The following is a 24,844-nucleotide window of genomic DNA, read 5'->3' on the forward strand; positions in this document are numbered from 1 at the left end:
TTAGATGGCCAGTGCGGCGCAATCCGTGGCGCAGGCAGGCAGTGAATTCGCGCGGCGGCGACGCTGCGCGGCGATATAGGCTCGAACGAGCCCTCTCACCGCGTGAATGGCGACGCGAGGATGAACGAGGCAGGCGCGCACTTGCGTGCTGCGCGCCTCGCCGAACAGGCACCACGAGACGAAGTGCTCGCAGTTGTTGGTCAGAAGGCGATAGCGGTTCTCGCCAAGACGGCTGCGCGCGCGACGCACCGCTTCGACGCCGACGAAGTACGCTGACGCGTGTTGACGAACGATGACGCCGTAGCCGTCTGCGAACTGCGCGACACTCACTTCTTCGACGGGACCGCGATGCAATGACTTGGCGAAGCCCGCATAGTGAATGACCTTGCCGTTGCCCGCATAGAGGCCGTGGTGTTCATAGCCGCAGCGGCGCGTGATCAGTTCGCTGCCGACCGGCGGTTCGTCATCGAACGCAAGCACGCGCGGTACGGGCGCCTGATTGGTCCTGATCGACGTTGACGTGATTGACATGGCTCGCTCCATCTTTCGCAGGCTCGGCGTGATGTGTTCGTTTCGCGCCCGTTTGCCATTTCGTTTGCAGCTTTCTTGCCAGTCGTTGCGGAGCCTTGATTTGCGGACTTCAGCGATGCATGCGATGCGTCGGCTAGCCAGATGTGTTGAGGCCGGGCCAACGCTCTACTGCCCCTTTCGTTGGGTGTGGAGCGTCAGTTCGGGATTAAAGGCGGTGTCGGTTTATAGCATTCTCTTCGGCAGACAATGTTGGCGAGCCGCTAACATCGCCGGTCGGGTAAGTGCGCGGAAGTCCGTCGATTAGACAGCTCGGGAGGCGCACGCAATCGGCACGGGCCTTGCATTGACTTCGTGCGTTCCTATGACACAGCCTGGAGAGGCACAATGGCCACGCTCACCATCACCGATCTCGCCTTCGACCGCCGGCTCGACCGCACGGCAATGTCCGCGATTGCCGGAGGAGGCGGCGCGCCATGGGTCTACGGCTGGATCACGCCGTTCATAGCGGACCGTCACGCGAACTTCGGCGGCGTCGTGAACGTCTACGAGATTACGAACAACTTCACCGCCGGCCAGATGATCAATCAGTTCCAGTCCGTCGACGTGCGCAATTCCGGTGATGGAGCGAGCCTCACGGTGACGCCCAATGCAATATCGGCGAATCGCGCAGGCTGACATCGCGCGCAGCACGATTGCACTGCATTAGCGTCCGTTCAAGGAGACTGGCGTGACCTTCTCAACAGAGTTCGGATGGACATCCGCCGCGCGCTCGGACGTGGGCTGCGTGCGCTTAGTCAACGAGGACGCGGTGCTTAACTCGCCCGAGCAGGGTCTATGGGCCGTGGCCGACGGCATGGGCGGACATGCAGTGGGCGATCTCGCAAGCCGCATGGTGATCGAGCGCCTTACTGGCTTATCAAAAGGCGGCGCACTGGGGAACGTCATCGCAGAAGCACGAGATCGGCTTCTGCGAGTGAACGATGAACTTCGTGCAGAGGCAGCACGGCGACAGGTATCGCGCATAGGCAGTACGGTTGTATTGCTTGCCGCGCGCGGCGGCGCGTGCGCTTATCTCTGGGCTGGCGATAGCCGCATCTATCTATTCCGCAACGGCCGCCTCGCACAGTTGACGCGCGATCACAGTCATGTCGAAGAACTCAAGGCACGCGGCCAATTGACGGCGGAAGAAGCATTGCATCATCCCGCGCAGCATCTGATTACGCGTGCCGTAGGCGCGCTCGACACACTGGAACTCGACGAAAGCAGCGTCGCGCTCGCCGACGGCGATACGTTCCTGCTATGCAGCGATGGCTTGTCCAATGAAGTAACCGAAGCCGAAATGGCGAGCGAACTGGCGCCGGGCAATTGCGAGGCGGCGGCGCAGCGGCTGCTGGAAATGGCGCTGGAGCGCGGTGGACGAGATAACATTTCACTCGTCGTCGCTCACGCCGAAGACGTTCTCGGGTCGGACAGAACGCAAGTGAATCCCACTCTGTGAACCACGCTCGCTCACTGCTTATTTCGTTGCGCTGCGAGCCTGAAGTCTTTCGAATGAAGCCCGTGCTTCTTCAGAAGCATTTGCAAGTGAGAGCGGTTCATGTCGTAGCGCCGCGCAAGTTCCGCTACCGTGCCGCCTACTTCCTGCAAGCCGCGTTCGAGAAACGCGCGCTCTGCTTCGTCGCTGGCTACACGCTTCGCTTCGCTCAGCGAGCCGGCCATGGCGACACCTTCGCCGCTTGCCGAAGGCGCTCCCATCGCAATGGCGAGCGATGACTTCGGGCGTATGTCCACCGGCAGATGCTCGATATCCGCCATCTCGCCTGCGAGGCAAGCAAGCCGATAAACCATGTTGCGCAACTCGCGGATGTTGCCGGGGTAGTCATAACTGCGCAGGAAATCCCGCAGCCGCGGCGATATTTTCACCGGACGGCGCTTGAGCGCAGCCGCTGCTTCGTCGCCGAAATAGGCGAGCAGAAGCGGAATTTCATCGCGCCGTTCACGCAATGGCGGCAGCGTCAAATGAATGACGCTCAAACGATAGAACAAGTCTTCGCGAAACCGCCCTTCCTCGCACCAGCGCCGCAGATTGCGATTCGTCGCCGCGACGATGCGCGTATCGACTGCAATAGGCTCGTCAGAGCCGACGCGCTGTATTTCATGCGCTTCGAGTACGCGCAGTAATTTGACTTGGCCCGACAGCGGTAACTCACCGATCTCGTCGAGAAAGATGGTTCCCGTATGCGCGCTCTCGAACTTTCCTTTGCGGTCGTTCGTCGCGCCCGTGAATGCGCCCTTCCGATGCCCGAATAGTTCCGATTCGATGAGATTCTCCGGAATCGCGCCACAGTTCACGGAAATGTACGGCTTGTCCGCGCGCGAGCCGTTCGCGTGAATGACCTTGGCCATCAATTCCTTGCCGGTTCCGCTCTCACCGTCGATCAGTACCGGCAGATCGGTCGGCGCCGCTTTTTCCGCGATTTCCAGCGCCTCGAGCAGCTTCGGGTTATCGCCGAACGTGCCTTCGAAAATGAAGCTGCGTTCCAGGAGTGCCTGTCGCCTGGCGCCCGGCGACATCTCCCGCTTCGGCTCCGACGCCGCAGCCTGTACGAAACGCTCTTTGTGCGAGAGCTGCATGACCTCGTCGCGCAGCGCGCTCGCCTGTCGCAACAGCTTCTCGATCTCGGGGCGTTCGAGGCGCGAGGTCCACCGCAGCGTCGAGCGCAATATCTCGATCTTCTCGATGAGACCCGCATACGAAATAGCCGATGCAGGTACGTTGCTGTCGCTTTCCGGTTGGTCGAGTATCTTCATGCTGCGCTCAATTGCTTCTGCACGAGTTGGTAGTACATGCCTTTTCTCGCGACAAGCTCATCATGCTTGCCCTGCTCCACGATGCCGCCCTCGTAGAGCACGAGGATCTTGTCGGCGCGCATGATCGTCGACAGGCGATGCGCGATGATGACGGCCGTTCGCCCTTTCAAAATCTCCTGCATGTTGCCGAGAATATTGCTTTCGGATTGCGTATCGAGCGCGGAGGTCGCTTCGTCGAATACCAGCAGGCGCGGGTCATGATAGAGCGCGCGTGCAATGCACAGGCGTTGCATCTGACCGCCCGATAGTCCCACGCCGCGTTCGCCGACCACCTGCTCATAGCCGAGCGGCATCTTGCTGATGAAACCGTGCGCGTCGGCCATCTTCGCGACTTCTTCGATGCGCTTGCGATCCGGCGCTTCGTCGCCGCTTGCGATGTTGTCGGCGATGGTACCGGAGAACAGCAAATTGCTTTGCATGACATAACCGATCTGCGCGCGATAGAAGCCTTTGTCGATCACGTTGATGTCGTAGCCATCGACGGTCATCTTGCCTTCCGTCGGCGCATAGAAACCGACGAGCAGTTTCGCGAGCGTCGTCTTTCCCGATCCGCTGCGTCCGACCACCGCAATGAGTTCGCCCGGCTTGATATCGAAGCTGATGTTCTCGAGCACATAAGGCGTGTCGCCGTCGCCGTAGCGGAAGTAGACGCCGTTGAACTTTATGTCGCCCTGAAGGTCGGGCAGCATCACGCGTTGCTGCATGTCCGCTGGCTTCTGCTCGGGCTCGATGTCCAGCACATCGCCGAGACGCTCCATGGCGACGCCGGCATCGTTGAGCAGACTCCAGAGATTGATGAGGCCCATGAGCGGGGACAATACGCTGCCCATGAATGCGTTGAACGCGATGAGCTGGCCAATCGTCAACTCGCGCGCGAGCACCAGATTCGCCCCGGCCCATAGCACTGCAATGGTCGTGGCGGCATTCAGCAATTGACTACAGAAGCCGACCGCAATATTGAAGCGTTGAGACTTATATTGAATCTCGAGCGACTTGGCGTACTTCTTCTCCCACTTCAGGCGAACGGCCCGCTCGATGCCCATTCCCTTGACCGTCTCCGCGCCACCCAGCGCTTCCATCAGGTACGACCGGGCGTCCGTCCCCGACGAAAATGTCTCGCGCGCGTTCTGCTTGATGCGAGGCGTGGCGAGCACGGTCAGCGCCATCAGTGGAATGATGAACGCAATCAGCAGCAACGTCAGCTTGACGTTGTAGAGAAACATGATGGTGAAGTAGATGAAGATCATCAACAGGTTCAGCACTGTCGTGACCGTGGATTCAGTCAGAAACGCGCGGATGGTGTGATTTTCCTGAAAACGCGCGAAGATGTCCCCGGTCTTGCGTTTGGCGAAGAAGCTGAACGGCAATGAGAACGTATGCTTGAAGAACTGCGACATCATCACGAAGTCCATATTGCGCATCATGAAGTTCGCCAGATACGCGCGGATCGTGGACATGAGTTGCGAGAAGACGTTCGAGATAATCAGTCCGGCAATCAGCACGTGGAGCAATCCAACATTCTGGTGAACGATCACGCCGTCCAGAATGTTCTGGATGATGAGCGGTGGAATCACGCCCAGGACCTGAATGACGAAGGTGGCGAGAAAGAGATGCAGCAGGATGGTGCGGTACGGCTTCATGTATCCGACGAAGCGTATCCACGGCGAACTGGATACCGCCTTCTGCACCATATCGTGCGCTGGCGAGAAGACGAGACACGTACCGCTCCAGCCGCGTTCGAACTCGTCCACGGTCATCTTTTTGAAGCCTATCGCCGGGTCCGCCACCCACACGTTCGCCTTCGAAATGCCGTAGACGATAATGTAGTGATAGCCCTCCCAGTGCGCGATAAACGGCAATTCGAAGCCGCGCAATGATTCATAGGTGCACTGCACGCCGCGCGTGGTGAAGCCGAGCGCCTCGCCCGCGCGCGCCAGACTGTCGAGCGTCGCGCCTTGCGTCGTCACGTTAGCCAGTTCGCGCAGCTTGCCGAGCGTCATGCCGATGCCGTAATGCCGGCAGATCATCGCAAGACACGCGGCCCCGCAATCCATCTCCTCGGCCTGCTGCACCCATGCAAAGCGTTTGATGACTCGTTCGCCGAGTTCCGGCTTGCTGTGCAAATCGAGCATCGCGGGAAGACTGCGGCGTTCCGCGAGCTTCTTTTGCCGCTGTAACTCCCGCTCGCTGAAGCGAATGCGTTCTTCGAGCACTTCACGCAGCCTGACGTTGCGCTCGATGATGAAGTGCACTGTCTTCTCGGGAATGACGAGCAAGCGCGTATCAGCGTTCGCAATGGCCGAGGCCATTTGCTCCTGACGCATCACGCACGCCTTCTCGCCGAAAATCTCGCCGGGGCCGAGCGTTGCCAGCACGTACTGATGCCCGCCTTCTTCGCGCACGATGCGCACTTCCCCTTGACGCACGACATAGAGGCGCCTGTCGTCGCGAGCGTCCTGCCTGAGAATCTCCTTCCCTTCAGCGATACGCTTGACGCCGACGCTTCTCACGCATTCTTCGAGTTCCGCCTTGTCGAGCTTGCCGCGCAGGTCGAACAGCTTGGCGACGAAACCGCCTGCTGAAGCAATGGCGACATAGCTGGTCGCGAACGCGAGCGCCGCGGGATTCTTCGCGATGACGGGCTCGATCGCGCGACGCGGTATGAACAAAAGTTCGGTCTTGCCCGATGACCGCACGGACGACTCATGCCGATAGTCGCGCAGCATCGCGATATCGGCGAATGTCTCGCGCTCCTTCTTCAGGCCCATGCTGATCTCTTTGCCATGCTCCTCGGTGAATATGCGCACGGAGCCTGCTCTTACGACATAGAGGCCATCAGCCACGTCGCCGGCATTGCACACGGTTTCGCCGAAGCCGTAGCGGCGCGACTCCGCGTGTTGCGCCAACTGCTCGATTTCATCGCGCGAAAGCGGTGACAATATCTCCACCGTTGCGAGGAAACTGGCGAGCGAGTCGAGGTTTGATGGTGCGTCCATGTCCATGTGCAATGTTCAGCGCGCCTGAATCACATGTTCCTGCGCTCTTGCAAAGAGCCATTCCTCCCGCAATAGCCGACGGATTTCCGCTATCGTGTCTTCGTCCAGCTGCGCGGGATACTTGGACGTCACCGCAAAGATCTCGTATGAGGCGCCGTCTGGGGAGACGAACGGACCCAGCAGGTCGCCCGGCTCGGCATTGAACACCTTGGCCTCGATATCCGCCCGCAACTGTCCGCGCATCACGCGGCCGATGAGTCCGCCTTCTTCGCGCGTATCAGCGAGGGAATGTTCGCGCGCCATGTCCGCGAAGCTGTCGGGATCGTCGTTGAGATAAGACATCATCTCCTTCGCGCTTCCTTCGGAATCTAAAACGATATGACGCACTTCGATGCCGTCGAATCGCGGCGAATTAAGTTGGAAATACTCTTCGATGGCGCCTTGCGTGCCTACCTGCTCCAGCATTTTCTCCTGGTACAGCGTATCGGTGATATAGGCCTCGAATTCGTCGAGGCTCACATTGAGCGCGTCAAGATAGTTGTTCATGTCCGCTGCGCGGTGCAGCCCGCGGATGCGCCGGAACTGATCGGCGCGGGTCTGTATCTCGTCCGCCGTGAGCGTGACGCCGGCCTTCTTTGCCGCGCGCACCGTGAGCTTGTCGCGAACCAGTTGCTCGACGAGTCCGTCGAACTGTCCATTGAGTTTCAGAAGCCTGAGAAATTCGTCGACATCGACCACTTCATCGTCGATTCGCACAATCGCCGTCATGTCGTTCTCCGTTCGGTTTAGCCCGCTAGCCTGCTACGCTTCGGAAGGGATCGAGCCCGAGGTCGATCAGTCGCCGCTCGCGCACCACGATTTCTGCGGAAGCCGTCATGCCATAGCGAAGCGGATATCGCGTACCGGCAATCTGGTAGTAGTCGCGGTCCAGCGTCACTCGTCCTTCATAGACCGGTTGCTTCGCGATTGCGCCCGGCTTCGTCGCTGGCGAGATGAAGGCGAGCGTGCCGTCGATCACGCCATATCGTTGATAAGGAAACGCATTGAACTTGAGTTTCACGCGCTGTCCTTCGCGCAGAAACGCGCGATCATGCTCGGCGATCTCTATCTTCAGGACCGGCCGCGCATTTGCCGGCGCAATTCCGCCGAGCGGCGTATTCGCCTGAATCTTGTCTCCCGGCTGAGTCGAGGTTACGTCCGTGACCACGCCCGACACAGGGGCCAGAATCAGCAGAAAGTTGTCTTTGTCGATGTTCTCGAAACGGATGCGCGCAGCGGCGTCCGCGACGAGACGCGCGGTCTGCAATTGCAATCGCAGCTTGTCTTCCGTGCTCGTCACCTCGCGCATGGCCGACTCGTATTGCAGCCTGAGGCTCGTTGCTTCCTGACCGCTCGTTTCGAGTTGCGCCTTTGCTTGCTTGAATTCATGGCTCAAGCGAAAGTCGAGCTCAGCGAGCTTCGCCTGTTCGACGCGATAGGCGCCATCCGCTTCGAGATAGATATTGCGCTTAGCTTCCACTTGCGATTCCGACACGCCGCCGCCGCCCGGCAAAGCGAAGAGTCGCGCGAAGCGGTCCAGTTCGCTCTTCGCGGCATCGCGAGCGCGGCGCGCATTCTCCAGTACGCTGCGCTGCTCCTGGAGCTGCGCCTTCTGCCCTTCGGCGAGCTTGCTCGTGCCTTCGCTCACTCGCTGCTGATGCTGATGTTCCTCCACTTCCATCTGGTCCTTGAGCGCGGCAATTCTTCGTTCCATCAGCAACTTCTTCTCGGGAAACTGCTTCCATTCGCGCTCAGCGTCGTCGAGCTTGAGTTGCGCTTCCAGTGCGTTCGTCGCGGCTTCGATTGCACCTCGTGCGTTCAGGCGCGCCACGACGTCGTCCTTGCGCACCGGTTGCCCTTCCGCGATATAGAGGTCGGCCAGTTCTCCGTCGATAGGCGCGTAGAAGCGCCGGACCTCTGATTCGGGCGCAAGCGTGCCTTGCGCGGTAACGAGGACGTCCGCGTGACCGATGAAGGACCACGCGAGCGCCGCAACCACGAGCGCGACCATGGCAAGCACCACGGCTTGCGTGAGCTTCAGCGGCTCAGCGGTCAGAATCGCGACGCCTTCCGCGCCGTGATCGCCGAGCGCTTCGGAGAATGGCCTAAGGGGCGCGTTGCGCTTCACCGCTCGTCCCTCCAATCAGGTTGAGTTTCGCTTGCAGCAGCGACGGATCCAGCACCATGCGAAGGTCTTGCAGAGAGCGCCGTTGCAGAGCCGCTTCGTCATCGATCTCTTTGCTCAGCGCATTCCATTTGCCTTGATCCGCCGCGCCGTTTTGCGACGCTTGCCTGAGCATGCGCATGCCGCGAACGGAAGCGTCCCGCGCATCCGACAAGCGCTTGGCCTGCGTGCGAAAGCCATCCGACACATCCGACTCCAGCCGTTGCGACCCGCCTATTCCACCGTTCGTCCGGTACTGCTCCCAAAGCGTCTGCGCATGAGTCATCAACGCTTGTCCTCTCGCGGCTGCCTTGCCGTTGAGCGCTGCAACGTCGGGCGCAACGGCTTTAACGAAATAGCCGTCGCTCTGCGGGTCGAGCGATTCATAGAACGAAAGCAGTGCGTCGTCATAGCGTCCGGAGCCGCGTGTCTTTTGCAACTCGTCGAACTGGGCGGCCACCGCCTTCTTGTGAGCCATTTCACTCTGCAAGGTCGGCGTCCAGTTGCCTTGCGGAATCTTCGTCAAGAGGTCAATTGCCTGGGCACTGCGCCCATTGCGCCAGGCATCGGATACAGCGGCGTATTGCGCCATCACAGGGGCGGGCGGCAACTGGTGCGCGCTCAATTCCGCCAACCTCTCCTTGAAAGGCGGCATCGAGAATGTGGTCGCTCCAATCCAGTCGGCGAGCGGTGCGAGGCTCTTCGCGGTCATCGCGTGCTTGAGGCTCGCGTAGGCATTCGCATCGGCGCGCAGGCGATCGAGACCGCCCAGACGCGGATACCGGTCTGCATAGTCCTTCAACGCGGCATCGATCGCATCGAGGTCGTCCGTGGCGAGGCTCTTCACGACACTCGCATTCAATCGATCGATGGCGGCGAGATAGACCGAATCATCGCTTTGCAGCTTGCGCAGATGGCTGAGCGCGAGCGCGTAAGGATCGCGAAACTCGGGCACGTAGCCCGCGATGCGGTCCAGATCGCGCTGATGACTTCCCGCATCCGCTTCCCAATGCTTAAGGATGTCCGCGATGCGCGGTTCGTCTGCGTACATTCGAACGGGCGCGTCAGGGCCGCCACGGCTCATGACGAAACGTTCGAGCTTGCCGATCCAGCGCAATTCATCGAGCATGGGACGGACGTCCGCGTTGTGCTCGCTCAACGCTTCCATCTGCGCGATGATGCTGTCCGCCTGCGCATAATCGCCTTTGCGCAACGCGACGAGCCAACGCGGCACGTCGGCCTTTAGAACGGCCTCTGTGTTCATCGACGCGAACGGCGCGTCGTGCGGATGCGTGCTGAGATAGTCGTTGCTCAACACCGCAGCTTGCGCATAGTCGCCGTTTGCCATGAGCGACTTCGCGCGGCGCTCGAGTGATCCGGCATGGAAAAGCGCGAAGCCTCCAGCTGCAAACGCCAACAACACGCAGACAGTGACGACGCGTGCCCGCCGCGTGACGTGCTGATCCTCGCCTATGAACGCCCGTTGCAACTCGCGAATGAAGAGAGCCCACTTGCCGCGTTTAGGTTTGACCTCGCCGCGCTGTTGCTTTTGAGCCGAGTCGGCCTGGGCGTCGGCGTTGATCTCATCATCGCCCTGCGCGGCATGGTCCACGCAGAAGATGTCGAGAAACGAATGCGCAGAGCCGACGAAAGTCGTCTTGTCGCTGTCGCGCTCGTGGTGCGCATCAGGCTGCGCTGGGACCGCCATTTCAGTCAACGTGGATTCGCTTTCGTCGCCATGCAGACTCACTCGATAGACGAAATGCGTGCCGCCGAACGCCACCGTGTCGCCGTCCTTGAGTGCGATAGCCGAGTCGCCCATGCGTTGGCCGTTGACGAAAGTGCCGTTCGTGCTGCCGAGATCTTCGACGAACGGCGCTCCGCCTCTTACGAACACATGCGCGTGACGGCGCGACACGTAGTTGACCTGATGCGGGTGACGCGGGCGATAACGCGCGAAGATGTCGTCGGTCTTGCTGACTAAAAATGGAAACTGCGTGAGTTCGATCGGTTCGAGACCGAGTTCTTCGCGCACTGGCACGAGCGTGAGCGCGACCTGCTTCGCTGTATGGATTCGACGCCGGCGGGGCACGAATTGCACGCGATACGCGAGCCGGCTACCGAACGCAATCTCGTCACCGCTTTTGACGCGAGCGGGGACATCACGCACGGGCGTGCCATTCAACGTCGTCCCGTTCTTGCTCCCCAAGTCCGCTATATAGACGCAGCCGTGCTCGACGAAGATGCGCGCGTGACGGCGCGACAGTTGCGCGACGGCTTCGGGCGGGCTCTCGTCGAATGGCGCTTCGCCGCGGCCGATCGCGAAGAGATCGTCCTCGATGCGAATCTCGCTCAACGCATGCGCTGGAGTGCCGCGCGACGCCGGCTGAAGGACGACATCGAATGCTTCGTCCACGCGCGGCTGCGGTTCGGCTATCGGTTCGCCTGGAGCCATGTCAGTTCACAGGATGCGTCGGACCGCTGCGAAGAGAGCGGCTGTTCGAAGTGTAAGACACGCATTCGCTTAGTCAATTGGGCATTAGAGTGAGCGAACGTCATCGTGTCGACGTCGCGTATTCCGGTACGATCGTTAGCCATGCGATTCACTGATATTTTGCAATGGCGGCGCTCTGTACGTCGACCGCCGGCCATCCGCCGCCGAGCGCCTTGTAGAGCGTGACCGTGTCCGACAAGATCTGCTGATGATTCGCGAGCAACGCGAGTTGTGCCGCGAGCAGCGTGCGTTCGGTCTCGAACACTTCGAGTTGTGAGATCACGCCTTCTTTGAGTTGCGCATCGATCTGCGCGGCGACGATCGTCAGATGCGCGACTTCCTGCTGCAATTCTTCTCGCTGCTTCGTATGCGAATCCAGATTGACGAGCGCATTCTCCACTTCCTCGAACGCATTCATCACCGTGCTTCGATACTGCTGTTCCGCGACCGTGCTTTGCGCTTCAGTGGTCTTGACGTGCGCGCGCACGCTCGGGTCGAGAATCGGAATATTGATGCTTGGTAAGAAGCTGAACGTGAAGGACTTCAATAAGTCCGTCAACGCAAAGCTCGCGGTGCCGCCACGCCCTGTCAGGCTGATCGTGGGTAACTGCGCGAGTTTCGCTTGTCCGACGAGATCGTAAGACTCGAGGACGCGATACTCAGCGGCAATCAGATCGGGCCGCCGCGCAAGCAACTGCGACGGCAGTCCGGAAGGCACAGGCGGAATCTGCACGCGCTTCTGCAATTGGCCGTCGGGCACTTTGAATTCGCCAGCCGGCACGCCGGTCAACGTAGCCAGCGCATTGTCCGCAAGGTCACGAGCGCGGCGCAGTTCAAGCAGATCACGCGTAAGACGATTCAGTTCGGCGCGTTGATTCAGCACCTGCGTATGCGGCACCAGGCCGTTCTTCTCCATGCCCTCGAATATCGTCAGTATTTTCTGGTTCGTTGCAATGGTCAGCAGCTGCTGCTGAATCTGGTCATCGAACTGAAGGATCTGGAAGTACGTCGTCGAAACGTTCGCGACGAGCTCGAGATAGCCGGCACGCCAGTCCGCTTCGCTCGCGCGATACTCGGCTTTTTGCGCCTGCACGCCTTTTTCCACCGCGCCCCAGATGTCGATGTCCCAGTTCACCTGCGTGCCGAGGTTGTATTGCTTCGTGAATGGCTGGCCCGTCGTCTTTTCGAAGCTGGCGCCGGCGCCCACATCCATTGAAGGCAGTGCGCCCGCGCGCGCCTCGCCGATTTGCGCACCCGCAACCTGGATTCGCGCTGCAAGCACCTTGATATCGAAGTTGCCGTTAATGGCCTTGTCGATCAGTCCGTCGAGATACGGATCCTGAAACTGTTTCCACCAATCCGGGCGAATGGTCTCAGCGGGAGCGGCCTTGGGGACGCTTATCGTGGTGAACGCCGTCTTCTCCGGCGTATCGGGCCGCTTATAGACCGGCACATTCACATCGATGCAGCCGGCGAGCAGCACGGCGGCAAAGAGTATCGCGCATGCGGTCATAAGGCGCGACGAGGGGATTAAAGCTCGCACGATCTGCTCCGACGATCACGCTAGTACGAGGAATGCGCGTATCTTCATCACCGCGCTCGGGTGCGGTTCGCTCGCCGTCTCGGGAACGACGAGCGATCCGCGCCGCCTTGCGACAGGCGGTTGATGCAGCGGAGCTCCCCGTGCTCCACCCCTACTGCCAACAACATGAAACACCTACTCCGCCGTTATCCGGCGTGTTCCTGCTTCACGCCGCATACGGCTCATAGACGTTGATGTGGCTCGTGTTGTCCGCTTTCTGATGCGGCGCGACTTTCGCCGTGGTGTCATACGTGAAAGCGTTGTTCACGCCGTTTGCGCTGAGCGTGTTCTGCGCCTGATTAGTCAGTTGCTGCGTAGTGGCGCTCAGATCGAAGCTCGACTTGTAGCTCGGGAAATAGAAGCCGGTGCCGCCGCGCACTGCGGACATTTCATGGCGGCCCAGTTCGGCGTGATGGACGAGATCGTGGATGGTCAGCGTAGACATGATGTCGGTTCCTGGCTTAAGAGTGATGGATGGTGGTCGATCAGCGGAGCTCGAAGCCCGATCCGATGTTGATGGTGCTCGTGTTGGTCGCTTGCTGCTTCGGCGCGACGTGGGCCGTGATATTGCCGCCGAACGCCACGTTCACGCCGTTCTGGCTTTGCGTGTTCTGCGTCTGGCCGATGAACTGCTGCGTGTCGAACGAGAGCTCGACCTTCGAGACGTCATAGCCGGGAAAGTAGAACGAGGTGCCGCCCCGTACCGCCGACATCGCGCGGCGGTCGAGTTCTTCGGTAAGGGGAATGTCGAGGATCGTCAGCGTCTTCATGGTGGTTCTCCTTGGGTGCGCATTGCGCGTCGGGTGGGTTCGAGCAATCTGTTTGCTCGGGCCAGTACAATGCACGGGGTATGCCATCTTTGCGCTGATTCCTGCGATGCCTTGCGGTACAAGGCTTTTCACTCCAACTGCCCGATGCCAGTCCGCGTTCGCGATCGGTTGCAGACAAACACTTCGGAGTCCGACTGTTCGTCTTTCACCGACACTCTCACCTGACGTAGACCGTGATCTTCTTCGAATAGACGGGCGGATTGTGCGGGATATGCCGGTCGTCGCCCATCAAGAGTTGAAGCGTATGCTTACCCGGCGGCAATTCGAGCATGGTCTCAGTCTCGCCTGCGCCGTAATGCAGATGATTACGGTCGGACGGAATCTCCTGATCCAATGGCGGCAAATCCGTATCGATCAATAGATGGTGATGTCCGGTGTTCGGAAACTTCACGCCGCGCGGAGCCACGCCCATGAACCGCAGCCCGAACCATACGCGGAATGGTTTCCCCGCCGGGAGCGTCTGCCCGTCGTTGGGATAGCCGATATACGCGTGCGCGTTGGCGGGCGCGGGCGTCGGTCCGCCCGCCGCGTGGCTCGCGTGGAATGGCGCGGCTAACGCCGCGGCGAGCAGAATCGAACGTGCGCACGAATGTGCGCCGGCAGTGCGTCGTTTCATGTCGTGTACCTTCAGGATGTGCGCCGGACGGTGTGCATCGGACGAAGCGACGGCCCGGCTCATTTCATCGTGATCGTGATCTTCTTCGAATAAACGGGCGGATCGTGCGGTACATGGTTGTAATCGCCCATGAGCAGTTGCAGCGTGTGCTTTCCGGGCTGCAACTCGACGCGCGCATCCGTTTCGCCCGCGCCGTAGTGCAGATGATTGCGGTCCGACGGAATCTCCTGATCCAGCCGCGGAAGGTCCGTATCGATCAGCAGATGGTGGTGGCCCACGTTAGGCATATCGATGCCCTTCGGACACACGCCCATGTTGCGCAGGCCCATGCGCACCCATAGCTTGCCGCCTGAAAGGACGGCGCCGTCGGGCGGCCAGATGATGTACGCCTCTGCGTTCGCGGGTGCCGGGCTGCGGGTACGCCCGGCGGAAAACGACGCGTCCGCGGCCAGCGCCGCTATCGAAGCGAGCGCGCCGAGCACAGTTCTTCTCAGCATGTTTCGGATGCCTCTTCAAAGAAAGGCCGTTCACAGGCCAACGATCAAGCTCTGTGTTCAGATTAGGACGTAACGATTTGAAAAGATACATGCGTGCGAGGGGTCGCAGACGCTGCATGCGGATACCTACGTTTAGGGGATCAAAACGTGGCGGGCAGCGTGCTATCGTTGTTTGTGCGGCACACGTGCGTCTCCCTCAACGCCATACGGACAGGGTATGAATATGTGGCGGATATTCTTCGTTGCGACTGTGTTCGTCGCCATGAACGCAGACTTCGCGCAATCCGGACAGTCGCCCGCTCCCGTACTCATCGATCACGACGGTTCAGCGCATAGCGTCGCGCTCGTCATCGGCAACGACCGTTACGGCGAAGAGCCGCTGAGCAGCGCGGCCACCGACGCGAGAGACATGAGCGCCGCACTCTCCGCAATGGGCTTCGACGTGACGCGCCGCACGAATCTGAATGCCGATGCAATGCAGCAAACCATTCAGTCATTCATCGATCATCTCGGTCCGCGAGACATCGCATTGGTGTACTTCGCCGGGCACGGCGTAGAGGCACGCGGACAGGCGCTGCTCTTGCCGATCGATGCAAGCAACATCGAGAAAGGCATCGCAGCGCAGGATCTCGCGGCGCGCATGGCGCGTGCGAGGCCGCTTGCTACGAACATCGTCATACTCGACATGTGCCTCGACGATTCATCGCCTCATGCTTCGGCCGGACCTCTTCAACTTCCGCCGCGAACGCTGATCGCATTCGCAGCGCAACTCAATGCTGGCGCAGCCGAGGATGGACGCAACGGTCGCTATACCGCAGCGCTTTTACGCGCATTCGCGAGAGACAAGCAGATGACGTCCGCTTCATTCGATACTGCCGCGTCCGACGTCGCCAACGCCTCGCGGGGCGCACAGCGGCCGTGGGTGGCATCGACATTGACCGGCAATGTCACGCTCGGACGCGCAACGGTCGCTCTGCCGGCGATGGCCGAATCCGCCGGTATGGATGGCGGACCGATCCGCATGCGCGGCATCTTGCCGAAGGACAGCAGCGAGCAATACGAACTGGCGTTCTGGGAATCGATCAAGGACAGCACGTATCCGAGCGATTACGAGGCGTATTTGAAGTCGTATCCGAACGGGCGTTTCGCGGCACTTGCGAAGGCGCGCATCGAGCGGCTCAAAGCGACGGCGAGCGCGAAGCCTTCTGTTGCGGCTCCTGCATCGGCTCAAGCGTCCGCTCCAGCATCGGCTCCCGTATCGGCTTCGGCCAAGCCGCCCAGCCCCGTCGCGAGCGCCAAACCAATGGCACCGACGAACACCACGGCCAAGCCCACGGGCAACGAGATCAAGGACTGTCCGCAGTGTCCGTTGCTCATTCCCATCGTGCCGGGCGCATTCACGATGGGCAGCAACAACGATGATCCCGGCGAGAAGCCGTCGCATCGCGTGACGCTCGGGCGGCCGTTCGCCATCGGCAAATACGAAGTGACCGTCGAGCAATGGAATGCGTGCGCCGATGCGGGCGCCTGCACCCGCATCGCGCCGGACAGCAACGCAAGCGCCCCGCCGCCGCCCAATTCGCCGATGCGCAATGTCAGTTGGGACGATGCGCAGGTCTACGTGAAGTGGTTGAGCAAAGTAGGCGGCAAGCCGTATCGTCTGCCGAGCGAGGCGGAATGGGAGTTCGCCGCGCGCGGCGGCACGCAAAGCACGTTCTGGTGGGGCGATCAGATGAAAAAAGGCACCGCCGACTGCAAGGACTGCGGCGAGCCGTATCACGCGGATGCGCCGGTGCCCGTGGGTTCGTTCGCGCCGAATGGGTATGGCCTTTACGACATGAACGGCAGCGTGTGGGAATGGGTTGCCGACTGCTGGCATAGCTCATACAAGGGCGCGCCCGTCGATGGCCGCGTGTGGGACGAGCCCTCCTGTTCGGTGCGCGTCATTCGCGGCGGCTCCTGGCGCGAAGGCGGCGACTATATGCAATCGGCCACGCGCTTCAAGTACAGCGCGAGCGTGCGTCAATCGCAGAACGGCTTTCGCGTGGCGCGCGACACGCAGTGACCGCGCTCACTGCGCCGATACCTTCACGATGATTTGCGCCTGCGTATCGCGTTCGATCTTTCGAAGCGCCGGCAGCGACGCCTCGAAATCGTCCGGCGAACAGACCTGCTTGCCGAAGCGCGCATCCAGCGTGCGCGATACCTGGATCACATTGCTCGCCGGATCGAACACATAGCGCGAGCGATAGCGGAAAAAGCCGCTCGTCAGTTCGAGATCGTCGGGCACTTCGGCGACTCGCATGGTCTTCGGCAGCACGATCTGCGATACCTCGTCGTAAGCGCCGCCCACGCACAGATACGGCTGCGTGCGCGAGCGTTCCGCGAGCCAGTTGCGCGTCTGCGTGGCGATGCCGCCCGACAGGCTCGTGAGCGCGGGCAAGGCGGTCGTGCCGGTCGGCCAGACGACGTCGTCGAGCGTGCCGCGCAGCGTCGTCGCGAACGGGCCGCTGGTGGCATCGACATCGGTGGTGGTCAGCGCGCCCGCACCGCGCAAGTTCGTAAAACGCAGGCGGTCCGCGGCGATCTGGTCGCGCCGCTGCGCGCTCGCGAGCCGCAGATTCATGCGCTCCAGCTCGGCGCTCCATCCCGCGTCTTGCACCCAATATGCGAACGTCGCCTCGCCTTGCGGCGCGACGTCGATCTGAAGCCGCGCCGTGCGCGACAACGGCTGCGTCGCGGGCGTGCGCGAGAGCGCACCGCTATCGACGAGCAGCGTCGGCCGGTCCATGTCCGCCAGCGGCAAGAAGCCGAACTCGACGCTCGACGCCGTGCTGTCCGCGAACATCGCGAAGTCCGGCAGATACGTGATGATGTGATTGATCGCGCCCGCGCCGTAGCCCGGCACCGAAGGCAGCGAGTAAACCGAGCCGAGGCCGATCAACGCGGGCTCGTTGCGAATGCCGACCGCGTCGAGCAGCGCGCCGTACAGCGCGACATGGTCCTTGCAGTCGCCGTAGCGGTTCGCGAGCACGTCCGTCACGCGATGCGGCACGGCCGGACTCTGCCCGATGAACATCGCGACGTAGCGGATGTTGCGGCGCACCCAGTCGTAGAGCGTCCGGGCCTTCGCGCGGGCGTCGGCGTCGTTGGCGGTCAGCGTTTGAGCGAGCGCCCGCACGGCGGGATCGCTCGCGCTCGCATCAGCGGCGGACGCGCGATAGCTCGCCGCGAAGCTCGCGTAGTCGGGAAATGTCGACACCATCAGCCGGTCGCCGTATTGCGCATAGCCGACGGAACCGCTTTCGATGCGCGCGATCTGCTCGCGACGGTAATCGAACACATAGCGCGTGCGGCCGTTTGCGGTGACAGGCGCGCGCGCGACATAGCCGCGCGTATCGGCGTAGAGCGGCTTCGCCGCGGGAAGATCGAAAACGAGTTGCTGATCCAGCACCGGCCGCTGTCCCGGCTCGACGTAATAGCCGAACTGGCCGGGAATGACCGGGCTCGCCTGGCTCTTGCGCGAGTGCAGGTGCACGGTGGAGCCGACGCCCACAGCCGGAAAGATCACCGCGCGCAGCTTCGCGTCCTGAAACGTCGGCGCGCCCGCCGAGCGCGGCTCCTGAATATCGCGGATCTGATCAGACGAGACGTCATGGCGCGCGCCGTTCGCATCGACCGAATACGCCTCCACGATGTCCACCTTCGACACGCTGCGGTCGTACCACACGTAACGCTGCGCGATCTCGTCGACGCCCGCCGCCGTGTTCGCGCGCAGCACGGTGCGGTCGTCCTCGCTGACGGAGCCGTCGTCCGCGACGACGAACTCGTGCACGTCGGACACGACGGTGGACGGCTCGTCGGCGTCCGGCGCCGGCGCGGCCCAGGCGCCGAGCGCGACCAGGCACGAAGCCAATGCGTACGGGATTTGCCTGAAGAACCGGCTCATGTTCGGCTCACGAGGAAACGCGCGAACGTTCATCGTACCTGAGCCGATGTCGCCGCGACAATTTGTATCACGTTGCGATATAATTTCACGCTTCGCCGCGTTCCCGACGCGCGATTCATTGAACCTCCCACAAGAACTCCTCGCTGAAAACGTGTCGCGCACCGTCCTCTTCCGCTGGTTACATGGCTTCCTTCCCGCTCCCGTCACGCTCAGATGGACCGAACGGCTGCGCGCGGGCGCGGGCGCGCTCATCGGCATTGCGCTGACGGGCGGCATCGCGCGTCTGCTCGTCGGCGATAGCGCGGCGATTCCGTTCCTGATCGCGCCGATGGGCGCGTCCGCCGTGCTGCTCTTCGCCGTGCCCGCGAGTCCGCTCGCGCAACCGTGGTCGATCATCGGCGGCAATCTCGTGTCGGCGATCGTCGGCGTGTCGTGCGCCGCGCTGATTCACGATCCCGTCGATGCCGCGGCGCTCGCCATCGCGCTCGCCATCTGCGGGATGTTCGCGCTGCGCTGCGTGCATCCGCCTTCGGGCGCGGTGGCGCTGACCGCGGTGCTCGGCGGCCCGTCGATCCACGCGCTCGGCTACGGCTTCGTGCTCGCGCCGGTGGCCATCCAGTCGGCGGCGCTGCTGTGCTCGGCCATCGTCTATCACGCGCTGACGGGGCACCGTTATCCGCACGTCGCGCAGGCGTCGCCGAAAGCCCCGGACGGCGCGGCCTTCACGCGCGCCGATCTCGAAGCCGTGCTCGCACGCCGCAGCGAAATGCTCGACGTCGATCCGGACGATCTCGAAGCACTGCTGCGCGAAACGCAGTTGCAGGCCTACGCGCGCCGCTTCACCGAATTCAGCTGCGCGGACATCATGTCGCGCGGCGTCGTCTCCGTGACGCCCGACACCACGGTCGACGAGGCGCTCGCGCTGCTCGCCCGGCATCGCGTGAAGGCGCTGCCGGTGATCGACATGACGCGCCGCGTGCGGGGCATCGTCACGCGAGCGGACCTCGCGCCCGCGCACCGGTCCGCGCCCCGCGATGCCTTCGCGCGCGCCGTCGAGCGCATCATGCGCGGCCCGTCGCAAGCGCCGGCGCGCGTCGGCTCGCTGATGACCACCGATGTCTGCACGATCGACTCGCGCACGCCCATCGCGGAACTGGTGCCGATGTTCGCGGACTTCGGGCACCACCACATTCCGGTGGTCGATCACAACGAGCGCCTGCTCGGCATGATCACCGAAACGGATCTGATCTCGGGGCTGTATCGCCAGAGCTTCGCGAGCGAGCGCAAGAGCTCCTGAAAAAACGATGAAAAACGCACGCACCCTGACCAAGCCGGACTTCGAGCAGCTTTCCGAATTCCGCTATCAGATGCGCCGCTTCGAGCGGTTCTCGGAGCGCGCCGCGCAGGAAGAAGGCATCACGCCGCTGCAATACCTGCTGCTTCTGCACATCAAGGGCTTTCCGGGCCGCGGGTGGGCGACGGTCGGCGAGTTGGCCGAGCGATTGCAATCGCATCACCACGGCGTCGTGGCGCTCGTCACGCGCTGCGAAGCGCTCGGGCTCGTGCGGCGCGAGCAGAGCGCGGAGGATCGCCGGCAAGTGCAAGTGCATCTCGAAGCGCGCGGCGAGCAGGTGCTCGCGCGCCTCGCGGCGCTGCATCGCGCGGAGTTGAAATCGCTCGACGGCGCGTTCCGCGTCCCGCAAATCGATCTCTGAGTCTCGCGGAGTTTTCTGGAGTGACAGGCATGAATCATCATAAACGCGACTTTTCCGTGAACGACCGGCTGCTGCGCATCTGCGGGCTCGCGGCGGTGATCGGCGGCATCAGCACCCTTGCAGCGGTCGTGCTGCTCGCGCTCATTCATCTCTTCACGAATCTGTTCTTCTTCCAGACGTTCTTCATCGAGGACCGCTCGCCCGCGCTCAATACGCTTGGGGCCTGGGTCGTCGTTATACCGGTGATCGGCGGGCTGATCGTCGGACTGATGGCGCGCTTCGGCTCCGAGAAGATTCGCGGTCACGGCATTCCCGAAGCGATCGAAGCGATTCTCTTCGGCAAGAGCCGCATGTCGCCGAAAGTGGCGGTGCTCAAGCCGCTGTCCTCGGGCATCGTAATCGGCAGCGGCGGGCCGTTCGGCGCGGAAGGTCCGATCATCATGACGGGCGGCGCGCTCGGCTCGCTGATCGCGCAGTGCATCGACGTGACGGCCGCCGAGCGCAAGACGCTGCTCGTGGCGGGCGCGGCGGCGGGCATGACCGCCGTGTTCGGCACGCCGGTCGCCGCGGTTCTGCTCGCGGTGGAACTGCTCCTTTTCGAATGGCGGCCGCGCAGTTTTCTGCCCGTGGCGCTCGCGTGCGCTGTGGCCGGCTTCGCGCGGGCGTTCGTGTTCGGCACCGGTGCGCTTTTCCCGATGCAAACGCAGCCGCCGCACATGATTTCGCTGCTGTCGTGCCTCGTCGCGGGGCTGTTGTCGGGCGTGCTCGCGTCGGGTCTGTCGGCGGCGCTCTACAAGCTCGAAGACGGGTTCGGCAAGCTCCCGCTGCACTGGATGTGGTGGCCGGCCATCGGCGGCGTCGTGGTCGGCATCGGTGGATATCTGGAACCGCGCGCGCTCGGCGTCGGCTATGACGTGATCGGCGATCTGCTGCATCAGCACATCGCCATTCAGGTGGCGCTCGCGATTCTGGCCGTGAAGGCGGTGATCTGGGTCGTGGCGCTCGCGTCCGGTACGTCGGGCGGCGTGCTCGCGCCGCTCTTGATGCTCGGCGCGGGCCTCGGCACCGTGCTCGGCGCGGTCTTGCCGGGCCACGACACGGCGCTCTGGCCGCTCGTCTGCATGGCCGCGACGCTCGGCGCGACACTCGGCGCGCCGCTCACGGCCATCGTCTTCGCGTTCGGCCTCACGCACGACAGCAACGCGCTTTTGCCGCTGCTGGCGGCGACGCTCGTCGCGCACGGCTTCGCCACCGTGGTGATGCGCCGCTCGATCATGACGGAGAAGATCGCGCGGCGCGGCTATCACATCTATCGCGAATACGGGGTGGACCCGCTGGAGCGCCACCACGTCGATGAAGTGATGACGCGCGACGTGAACACGATCGACGCCGCGACGCCGCTCGCTGACGTGCTCGCGCGGCATTTCGGGCCGCAGCAGGCGCACCGCGCGTATCCGGTGGTGCGCGACGGCGCGCTCGTCGGCATGCTGGATCGCGCGGCATTGGCGGCGCTCGGCGAGGCGTCGCACGCGGGCGCCGTCACCATCGGCGAGGCGCTCGCGGAGAAGAACGAAGCCGCGCCTGCCGTCGCGCTGCCCGGCGAACCGTGTCGTCTCGCTGCGACGCGCCTTGCCGTGCATGACCTGGAACGCCTGCCGGTCGTGGCGGATAAGGCGTCGATGCGGCTTGTCGGCATCGTCTCGCGCAGCGATCTCGTGAAGCCGGCGCGCGCGCATTTCGACGAAGAACACCAACGCGAACGCTTCCGCGGCTTTCGGCGCGCTCAGGCGTTGCGCAAGCCGTAAGCGTCATTCGACGCGGCAAAAACGATGCAGATCCGCCCGCATTTCCGCGGGCGGATGCGATCAGTCGCCGAGCTTGCGTCTTCTGCTACAGACGCATGGACGGATACCACGGCGTGAACTGATAGCGGAACACGTCCGACCTCGGAGAGCGAAGGCCGCGCTTCGGCCTCGGCGTACATGCCGAGACAGTTCATGTCGATGCCCATCTGCCCCGCCCGCACACCGCCGGCATCGGGCTGCGCGGCGATCTCGCGCAGCATGGCTTGCGCTTCGGGCGCCCGCCGTGCCATGCGCAATGTGCGAACGCTGTCGATGGTGACCGAGAGTTGGACGTCGGATTCAACGTGCATTTTCAGAACGAGAACGAATGACGGCGCACGATGCCAGATCGACTGCTTCTTTCGATGTAATAAAAGGTGCCGACTTAAATGATAGGCGTGTTGCAGCGGGAATCGATCAATAAAATAACGCTGCATGTTTGCGATTTGCGCATATCAGCCGAACTGAAAGTCGCACTTTAGCGCGACTCGCGCCGCTGCCTCACCGTTATCACATGTCATGGAATATCTTCGTCAACGCGTGCCGATAATCGCGGGCACGGCCGCGCTCTTTCTCATCACGCTTGTCGGGAATGAATTACTGTTTCCGCATTCCGAGTACGTGCCCGGCGCTAACTGGATTTATCTGCCGGCCGGCATGCGCTTGCTCTGTACGCTGCTCTTCGGGGAAGCCGGCGCAATAGGCATGCTGTGCGCAGCCTGGTTGAGTTGCGTCTTCCTGTATTTCCCGCATGATCCGGTGCGCTCGCTTTTTTACGGCACCATTTCGGCACTGGCGCCCTATCTCATCTATCTGTTCGCAACTGGCGCGCTCGGCCTGCGCACGTCGTTATCGAACTTGACGGCGAAGCGTCTTCTTTTGCTGATTCTGCTGTATTCGATTGCCAGTCCGGCGCTGCATCAAATATGGCTCGCCATGCATGGCGAAGCCGCGGGCGCGGGCAAGCGCTTCGTGGTCATGGTGGTGGGCGATTTGTCCGGCAGTCTGATCGTGATTTACGCAATCAAACTGGCGTTATGGGTGATGGTGACAGTCCCGCCGTTGCGGCGGCGCTTGAGCGACTCGTGAACCGACTCGTGAACCGGTCGAGGAATGACGCCGCCCGGCTCGAATACCGGGCGGCGCCTGTTTTCACTGCTTCTCATCTCTCTCAGGTTCTCGCGCAGCAATCAGCCTTATTCAGCAATTCATTGCCAACTCGATTACTTCGCATCATAGCATTTGCTTATCAGCTTGATAAGTTTTTTTGTGGACGGAGCGCCACAGGCAGACAAGTATGATTCAGTGCACTACGATGTCAAATTCCCTGGACGCTGGAGCAAGCGCATGACAATGACGAAGAAACCGCTCGTCGACGCTTACTTTCGCTTTCTGAATCTCGCGCAGGCCGTGCAGGCGCTGCCTTCCGTGCCGAAGCTCGACGCGGCGGAGGAGCGCCTTCTCGAAGCGCTGACGGCGGCCTGGCACGCGGGCCGCACGCTGACGGTCACCGAAACCATGGCGCTGTCGGTCGCCGGCGCGCCCGCCACGGTCCACCGCAAGCTCACGCGCCTCAAACAGCAAGGTCTCGTCACGCTCGATGAAACCGGCGCGGACTTGCGCACGAAATCGGTGGTGCCGACCGCCAAGGCGCTCGCCTACTTCGAAAAACTCGCCGCGTGTCTGGAGGAAGCGAGAAAGAAGTAGCGCGCGGGTCGGCGCCGCGCGGTTTATTCTGTGGCTCCTGCACAACGAAAGCGGGAGTCGGAGTCATGAAGCCTGTCAACACGCGGTGCTCGCCCGGCCGGCGCGACTTCCTGCGCGCGACCGCGGCCGCCGCGCTCGCCCTGCCCGGCGCTGGCGCATTCGCCGCGGACGCGGCCATCGAGCCGATGCACAAGCGCCCGATTCCCTCGACCGGCGAGGCATTGCCGGTCGTCGGATGCGGCACCTGGCGCACGTTCGATGTCGGCAACGACGCCGCTCGCCGCCGCGAACTCGCCGACGTGCTGCGCGTGCTGTTCGCGGCGGGCGGCTCGGTCATCGATTCCTCGCCGATGTACGGCAGCTCCGAAGCCGTCGCCGGCGCGCTCGTCACCGAACTGCACGCGCGCGACAAGGCGTTCATCGCGACCAAGGTCTGGACCGAAGGCCGCGAGGAAGGCATTGCGCAAATGGAGCAGTCGATGCAGCGCCTCGCCGCGCCCCGCATCGATCTGATGCAGATCCACAATCTCCTCGACTGGCGCACGCAGCTTGCCACCCTGCGCGACTGGAAAGCCGCCGGACGCGTGCGCTATATCGGCATCACGCACTACACTTCGAGCGCGTTCCCGCAGGTTGAGGCCGTGTTGCGCGCCGAGCGCGTCGACTTCGTGCAGATCAACTACGCCGCCAACGACCGCGACGCCGAAGCGCGCCTGCTGCCGCTCGCGGCGGACCGTGGCGTCGCGGTGATCGTCAATCAGCCGTTCGGCGGCGGGTCGCTGCTGGCCGAGCTGCGCGGCAAGCCGCTGCCGCCTTTCGCGGCGGAACTCGGCTGCGCGAGCTGGGCACAGCTTCTGCTCAAGTTCGTGCTGGGCAATCCGGCGGTCACGTGCGTCATTCCGGGCACGGGCCGCCGCGAGTACATGATCGACAACGTTCACGCGGGCATCGGCGTCTATCCGGATGCGGCGCTGAGACGGCGAATCCAGGAAGCCGTCGCGTGACGTTC

22 protein-coding genes are annotated in these 24,844 nt (G+C 62.4%); 9 read left to right on the forward strand and 13 right to left on the reverse strand.

All coding sequences use genetic code 11. From position 1 onward, the window contains the following. Nucleotides 1-531 carry a lecithin retinol acyltransferase family protein gene (locus LDZ24_RS16815; protein WP_248322390.1) on the reverse strand — a complete coding sequence of 177 codons (531 nt, stop codon included), beginning with the start codon at nucleotides 529-531 and terminating at the stop codon, nucleotides 1-3. A gap of 384 nt (nucleotides 532-915) precedes the next feature. Here LDZ24_RS16815 and LDZ24_RS16820 point away from each other — a divergent pair, with 384 nt between their 5' ends. Both LDZ24_RS16820 and LDZ24_RS16825 read left to right on the forward strand, forming a co-directional pair. Further along, complete coding sequence (locus tag LDZ24_RS16820; RefSeq protein WP_175941576.1) at nucleotides 916-1,206, forward strand: hypothetical protein; 291 nt, start codon at nucleotides 916-918, stop codon at nucleotides 1,204-1,206. 52 nt (nucleotides 1,207-1,258) lie between these two features. After that, nucleotides 1,259-2,029 carry a PP2C family serine/threonine-protein phosphatase gene (locus tag LDZ24_RS16825; RefSeq protein ID WP_248322391.1) on the forward strand — a complete coding sequence of 257 codons (771 nt, stop codon included), beginning with the start codon at nucleotides 1,259-1,261 and terminating at the stop codon, nucleotides 2,027-2,029. An 11-nt stretch (nucleotides 2,030-2,040) separates the two neighbouring features. Here the strand turns inward: LDZ24_RS16825 and LDZ24_RS16830 are convergent, their stop codons facing one another. The 10 genes from LDZ24_RS16830 to LDZ24_RS16875 form a co-directional block, all read right to left on the reverse strand. Then, nucleotides 2,041-3,342, reverse strand: coding sequence for a sigma-54-dependent Fis family transcriptional regulator (locus LDZ24_RS16830; protein ID WP_248322392.1), 1,302 nt, complete (start codon nucleotides 3,340-3,342; stop codon nucleotides 2,041-2,043). Beyond that, nucleotides 3,339-6,398, reverse strand: coding sequence for a peptidase domain-containing ABC transporter (locus tag LDZ24_RS16835; RefSeq protein ID WP_248322393.1), 3,060 nt, complete (start codon nucleotides 6,396-6,398; stop codon nucleotides 3,339-3,341). Before LDZ24_RS16835 ends, LDZ24_RS16830 begins: the two co-directional genes overlap by 4 nt. A 15-nt stretch (nucleotides 6,399-6,413) precedes the next feature. After that, on the reverse strand, nucleotides 6,414-7,166 hold the full coding sequence (locus LDZ24_RS16840) for a peptidylprolyl isomerase (protein ID WP_248322394.1): 753 nt from the start codon (nucleotides 7,164-7,166) through the stop codon (nucleotides 6,414-6,416). A gap of 25 nt (nucleotides 7,167-7,191) precedes the next feature. Further along, nucleotides 7,192-8,565 carry an HlyD family efflux transporter periplasmic adaptor subunit gene (locus LDZ24_RS16845; protein WP_248322395.1) on the reverse strand — a complete coding sequence of 458 codons (1,374 nt, stop codon included), beginning with the start codon at nucleotides 8,563-8,565 and terminating at the stop codon, nucleotides 7,192-7,194. Beyond that, the gene (locus LDZ24_RS16850) at nucleotides 8,543-11,056 is read right to left on the reverse strand and encodes an FHA domain-containing protein (protein WP_248322396.1); all 2,514 of its coding nucleotides are present in this window, start codon (nucleotides 11,054-11,056) and stop codon (nucleotides 8,543-8,545) included. Before LDZ24_RS16850 ends, LDZ24_RS16845 begins: the two co-directional genes overlap by 23 nt. Before the next feature lie 148 nt (nucleotides 11,057-11,204). After that, nucleotides 11,205-12,608: an efflux transporter outer membrane subunit gene (locus tag LDZ24_RS16855; protein WP_248323330.1), complete on the reverse strand. Its 1,404-nt coding sequence runs from the start codon at nucleotides 12,606-12,608 to the stop codon at nucleotides 11,205-11,207. A 235-nt stretch (nucleotides 12,609-12,843) separates the two neighbouring features. Then, nucleotides 12,844-13,122 (reverse strand): hypothetical protein, encoded by a 279-nt coding sequence (locus LDZ24_RS16860; protein ID WP_248322397.1) that lies wholly within the window; start codon nucleotides 13,120-13,122, stop codon nucleotides 12,844-12,846. Nucleotides 13,123-13,162: 40 nt separating this feature from the next. Next, nucleotides 13,163-13,447: a hypothetical protein gene (locus tag LDZ24_RS16865; protein ID WP_248322398.1), complete on the reverse strand. Its 285-nt coding sequence runs from the start codon at nucleotides 13,445-13,447 to the stop codon at nucleotides 13,163-13,165. Nucleotides 13,448-13,664: 217 nt separating this feature from the next. Continuing rightward, nucleotides 13,665-14,123 (reverse strand): DUF4399 domain-containing protein, encoded by a 459-nt coding sequence (locus LDZ24_RS16870; RefSeq protein WP_175941597.1) that lies wholly within the window; start codon nucleotides 14,121-14,123, stop codon nucleotides 13,665-13,667. A gap of 59 nt (nucleotides 14,124-14,182) precedes the next feature. Continuing rightward, a complete protein-coding gene (locus tag LDZ24_RS16875) occupies nucleotides 14,183-14,620 on the reverse strand; it encodes a DUF4399 domain-containing protein (protein WP_248322399.1) in 438 nt (145 codons plus the stop codon). 223 nt (nucleotides 14,621-14,843) lie between these two features. Between LDZ24_RS16875 and LDZ24_RS16880 the strand changes: the two genes are divergently transcribed. Next, complete coding sequence (locus LDZ24_RS16880; protein ID WP_371747424.1) at nucleotides 14,844-16,685, forward strand: SUMF1/EgtB/PvdO family nonheme iron enzyme; 1,842 nt, start codon at nucleotides 14,844-14,846, stop codon at nucleotides 16,683-16,685. Between the two features lie 6 nt (nucleotides 16,686-16,691). Here the strand turns inward: LDZ24_RS16880 and LDZ24_RS16885 are convergent, their stop codons facing one another. Further along, complete coding sequence (locus tag LDZ24_RS16885; protein WP_248322401.1) at nucleotides 16,692-18,569, reverse strand: DUF3857 and transglutaminase domain-containing protein; 1,878 nt, start codon at nucleotides 18,567-18,569, stop codon at nucleotides 16,692-16,694. Between the two features lie 151 nt (nucleotides 18,570-18,720). Here LDZ24_RS16885 and LDZ24_RS16890 point away from each other — a divergent pair, with 151 nt between their 5' ends. Genes LDZ24_RS16890 through LDZ24_RS16900 form a run of 3 tightly spaced genes read left to right on the forward strand, consistent with a single transcriptional unit; the run spans nucleotide 18,721 to nucleotide 22,089 of the window. Beyond that, nucleotides 18,721-19,866, forward strand: coding sequence for an HPP family protein (locus LDZ24_RS16890; RefSeq protein ID WP_248323331.1), 1,146 nt, complete (start codon nucleotides 18,721-18,723; stop codon nucleotides 19,864-19,866). A gap of 7 nt (nucleotides 19,867-19,873) precedes the next feature. After that, entirely contained in the window at nucleotides 19,874-20,284 is a 411-nt protein-coding gene (locus LDZ24_RS16895) for a MarR family winged helix-turn-helix transcriptional regulator (RefSeq protein ID WP_248322402.1), read from the forward strand. Between the two features lie 29 nt (nucleotides 20,285-20,313). Continuing rightward, the gene (locus tag LDZ24_RS16900; RefSeq protein ID WP_248322403.1) at nucleotides 20,314-22,089 is read left to right on the forward strand and encodes a chloride channel protein; all 1,776 of its coding nucleotides are present in this window, start codon (nucleotides 20,314-20,316) and stop codon (nucleotides 22,087-22,089) included. Here LDZ24_RS16900 and LDZ24_RS16905 read toward each other — a convergent pair. Beyond that, nucleotides 22,068-22,565, reverse strand: coding sequence for a hypothetical protein (locus tag LDZ24_RS16905; RefSeq protein ID WP_248322404.1), 498 nt, complete (start codon nucleotides 22,563-22,565; stop codon nucleotides 22,068-22,070). The genes LDZ24_RS16900 and LDZ24_RS16905 overlap by 22 nt on opposite strands. A gap of 82 nt (nucleotides 22,566-22,647) precedes the next feature. Between LDZ24_RS16905 and LDZ24_RS16910 the strand changes: the two genes are divergently transcribed. The 3 genes from LDZ24_RS16910 to LDZ24_RS16920 all read left to right on the forward strand — a co-directional run bounded on the left by LDZ24_RS16910 (nucleotide 22,648) and on the right by LDZ24_RS16920 (nucleotide 24,839). Beyond that, nucleotides 22,648-23,217 (forward strand): hypothetical protein, encoded by a 570-nt coding sequence (locus tag LDZ24_RS16910; protein ID WP_248322405.1) that lies wholly within the window; start codon nucleotides 22,648-22,650, stop codon nucleotides 23,215-23,217. Between the two features lie 258 nt (nucleotides 23,218-23,475). Beyond that, nucleotides 23,476-23,835, forward strand: a complete 360-nt coding sequence (locus tag LDZ24_RS16915; protein WP_175941611.1) for a winged helix-turn-helix domain-containing protein — start codon at nucleotides 23,476-23,478, stop codon at nucleotides 23,833-23,835. 65 nt (nucleotides 23,836-23,900) lie between these two features. After that, nucleotides 23,901-24,839: an aldo/keto reductase gene (locus LDZ24_RS16920; RefSeq protein ID WP_248322406.1), complete on the forward strand. Its 939-nt coding sequence runs from the start codon at nucleotides 23,901-23,903 to the stop codon at nucleotides 24,837-24,839. The last annotated feature ends 5 nt before the right edge of the window (nucleotides 24,840-24,844 follow it).

This window comes from Caballeronia sp. Sq4a (assembly GCF_023170545.1).
Taxonomy (GTDB): domain Bacteria; phylum Pseudomonadota; class Gammaproteobacteria; order Burkholderiales; family Burkholderiaceae; genus Caballeronia.

Excerpts from the sequence above, each read along its gene's own strand:
- LDZ24_RS16815 (WP_248322390.1), bottom strand. The coding sequence starts at position 531 with ATGTCAATCACGTCAACGTCGATCAGGACCAATCAGGCGCCCGTACCG.
- LDZ24_RS16820 (WP_175941576.1), top strand. The coding sequence starts at position 916 with ATGGCCACGCTCACCATCACCGATCTCGCCTTCGACCGCCGGCTCGAC.
- LDZ24_RS16830 (WP_248322392.1), bottom strand. The coding sequence starts at position 3,342 with ATGAAGATACTCGACCAACCGGAAAGCGACAGCAACGTACCTGCATCG.
- LDZ24_RS16835 (WP_248322393.1), bottom strand. The coding sequence starts at position 6,398 with ATGGACGCACCATCAAACCTCGACTCGCTCGCCAGTTTCCTCGCAACG.
- LDZ24_RS16840 (WP_248322394.1), bottom strand. The coding sequence starts at position 7,166 with ATGACGGCGATTGTGCGAATCGACGATGAAGTGGTCGATGTCGACGAA.
- LDZ24_RS16850 (WP_248322396.1), bottom strand. The coding sequence starts at position 11,056 with ATGGCTCCAGGCGAACCGATAGCCGAACCGCAGCCGCGCGTGGACGAA.
- LDZ24_RS16855 (WP_248323330.1), bottom strand. The coding sequence starts at position 12,608 with ATGACCGCATGCGCGATACTCTTTGCCGCCGTGCTGCTCGCCGGCTGC.
- LDZ24_RS16860 (WP_248322397.1), bottom strand. The coding sequence starts at position 13,122 with ATGTCTACGCTGACCATCCACGATCTCGTCCATCACGCCGAACTGGGC.
- LDZ24_RS16865 (WP_248322398.1), bottom strand. The coding sequence starts at position 13,447 with ATGAAGACGCTGACGATCCTCGACATTCCCCTTACCGAAGAACTCGAC.
- LDZ24_RS16870 (WP_175941597.1), bottom strand. The coding sequence starts at position 14,123 with ATGAAACGACGCACTGCCGGCGCACATTCGTGCGCACGTTCGATTCTG.
- LDZ24_RS16875 (WP_248322399.1), bottom strand. The coding sequence starts at position 14,620 with ATGCTGAGAAGAACTGTGCTCGGCGCGCTCGCTTCGATAGCGGCGCTG.
- LDZ24_RS16880 (WP_371747424.1), top strand. The coding sequence starts at position 14,844 with ATGTGGCGGATATTCTTCGTTGCGACTGTGTTCGTCGCCATGAACGCA.
- LDZ24_RS16885 (WP_248322401.1), bottom strand. The coding sequence starts at position 18,569 with ATGAGCCGGTTCTTCAGGCAAATCCCGTACGCATTGGCTTCGTGCCTG.
- LDZ24_RS16895 (WP_248322402.1), top strand. The coding sequence starts at position 19,874 with ATGAAAAACGCACGCACCCTGACCAAGCCGGACTTCGAGCAGCTTTCC.
- LDZ24_RS16900 (WP_248322403.1), top strand. The coding sequence starts at position 20,314 with ATGAATCATCATAAACGCGACTTTTCCGTGAACGACCGGCTGCTGCGC.
- LDZ24_RS16905 (WP_248322404.1), bottom strand. The coding sequence starts at position 22,565 with ATGCAGCGTTATTTTATTGATCGATTCCCGCTGCAACACGCCTATCAT.
- LDZ24_RS16910 (WP_248322405.1), top strand. The coding sequence starts at position 22,648 with ATGGAATATCTTCGTCAACGCGTGCCGATAATCGCGGGCACGGCCGCG.
- LDZ24_RS16915 (WP_175941611.1), top strand. The coding sequence starts at position 23,476 with ATGACAATGACGAAGAAACCGCTCGTCGACGCTTACTTTCGCTTTCTG.
- LDZ24_RS16920 (WP_248322406.1), top strand. The coding sequence starts at position 23,901 with ATGAAGCCTGTCAACACGCGGTGCTCGCCCGGCCGGCGCGACTTCCTG.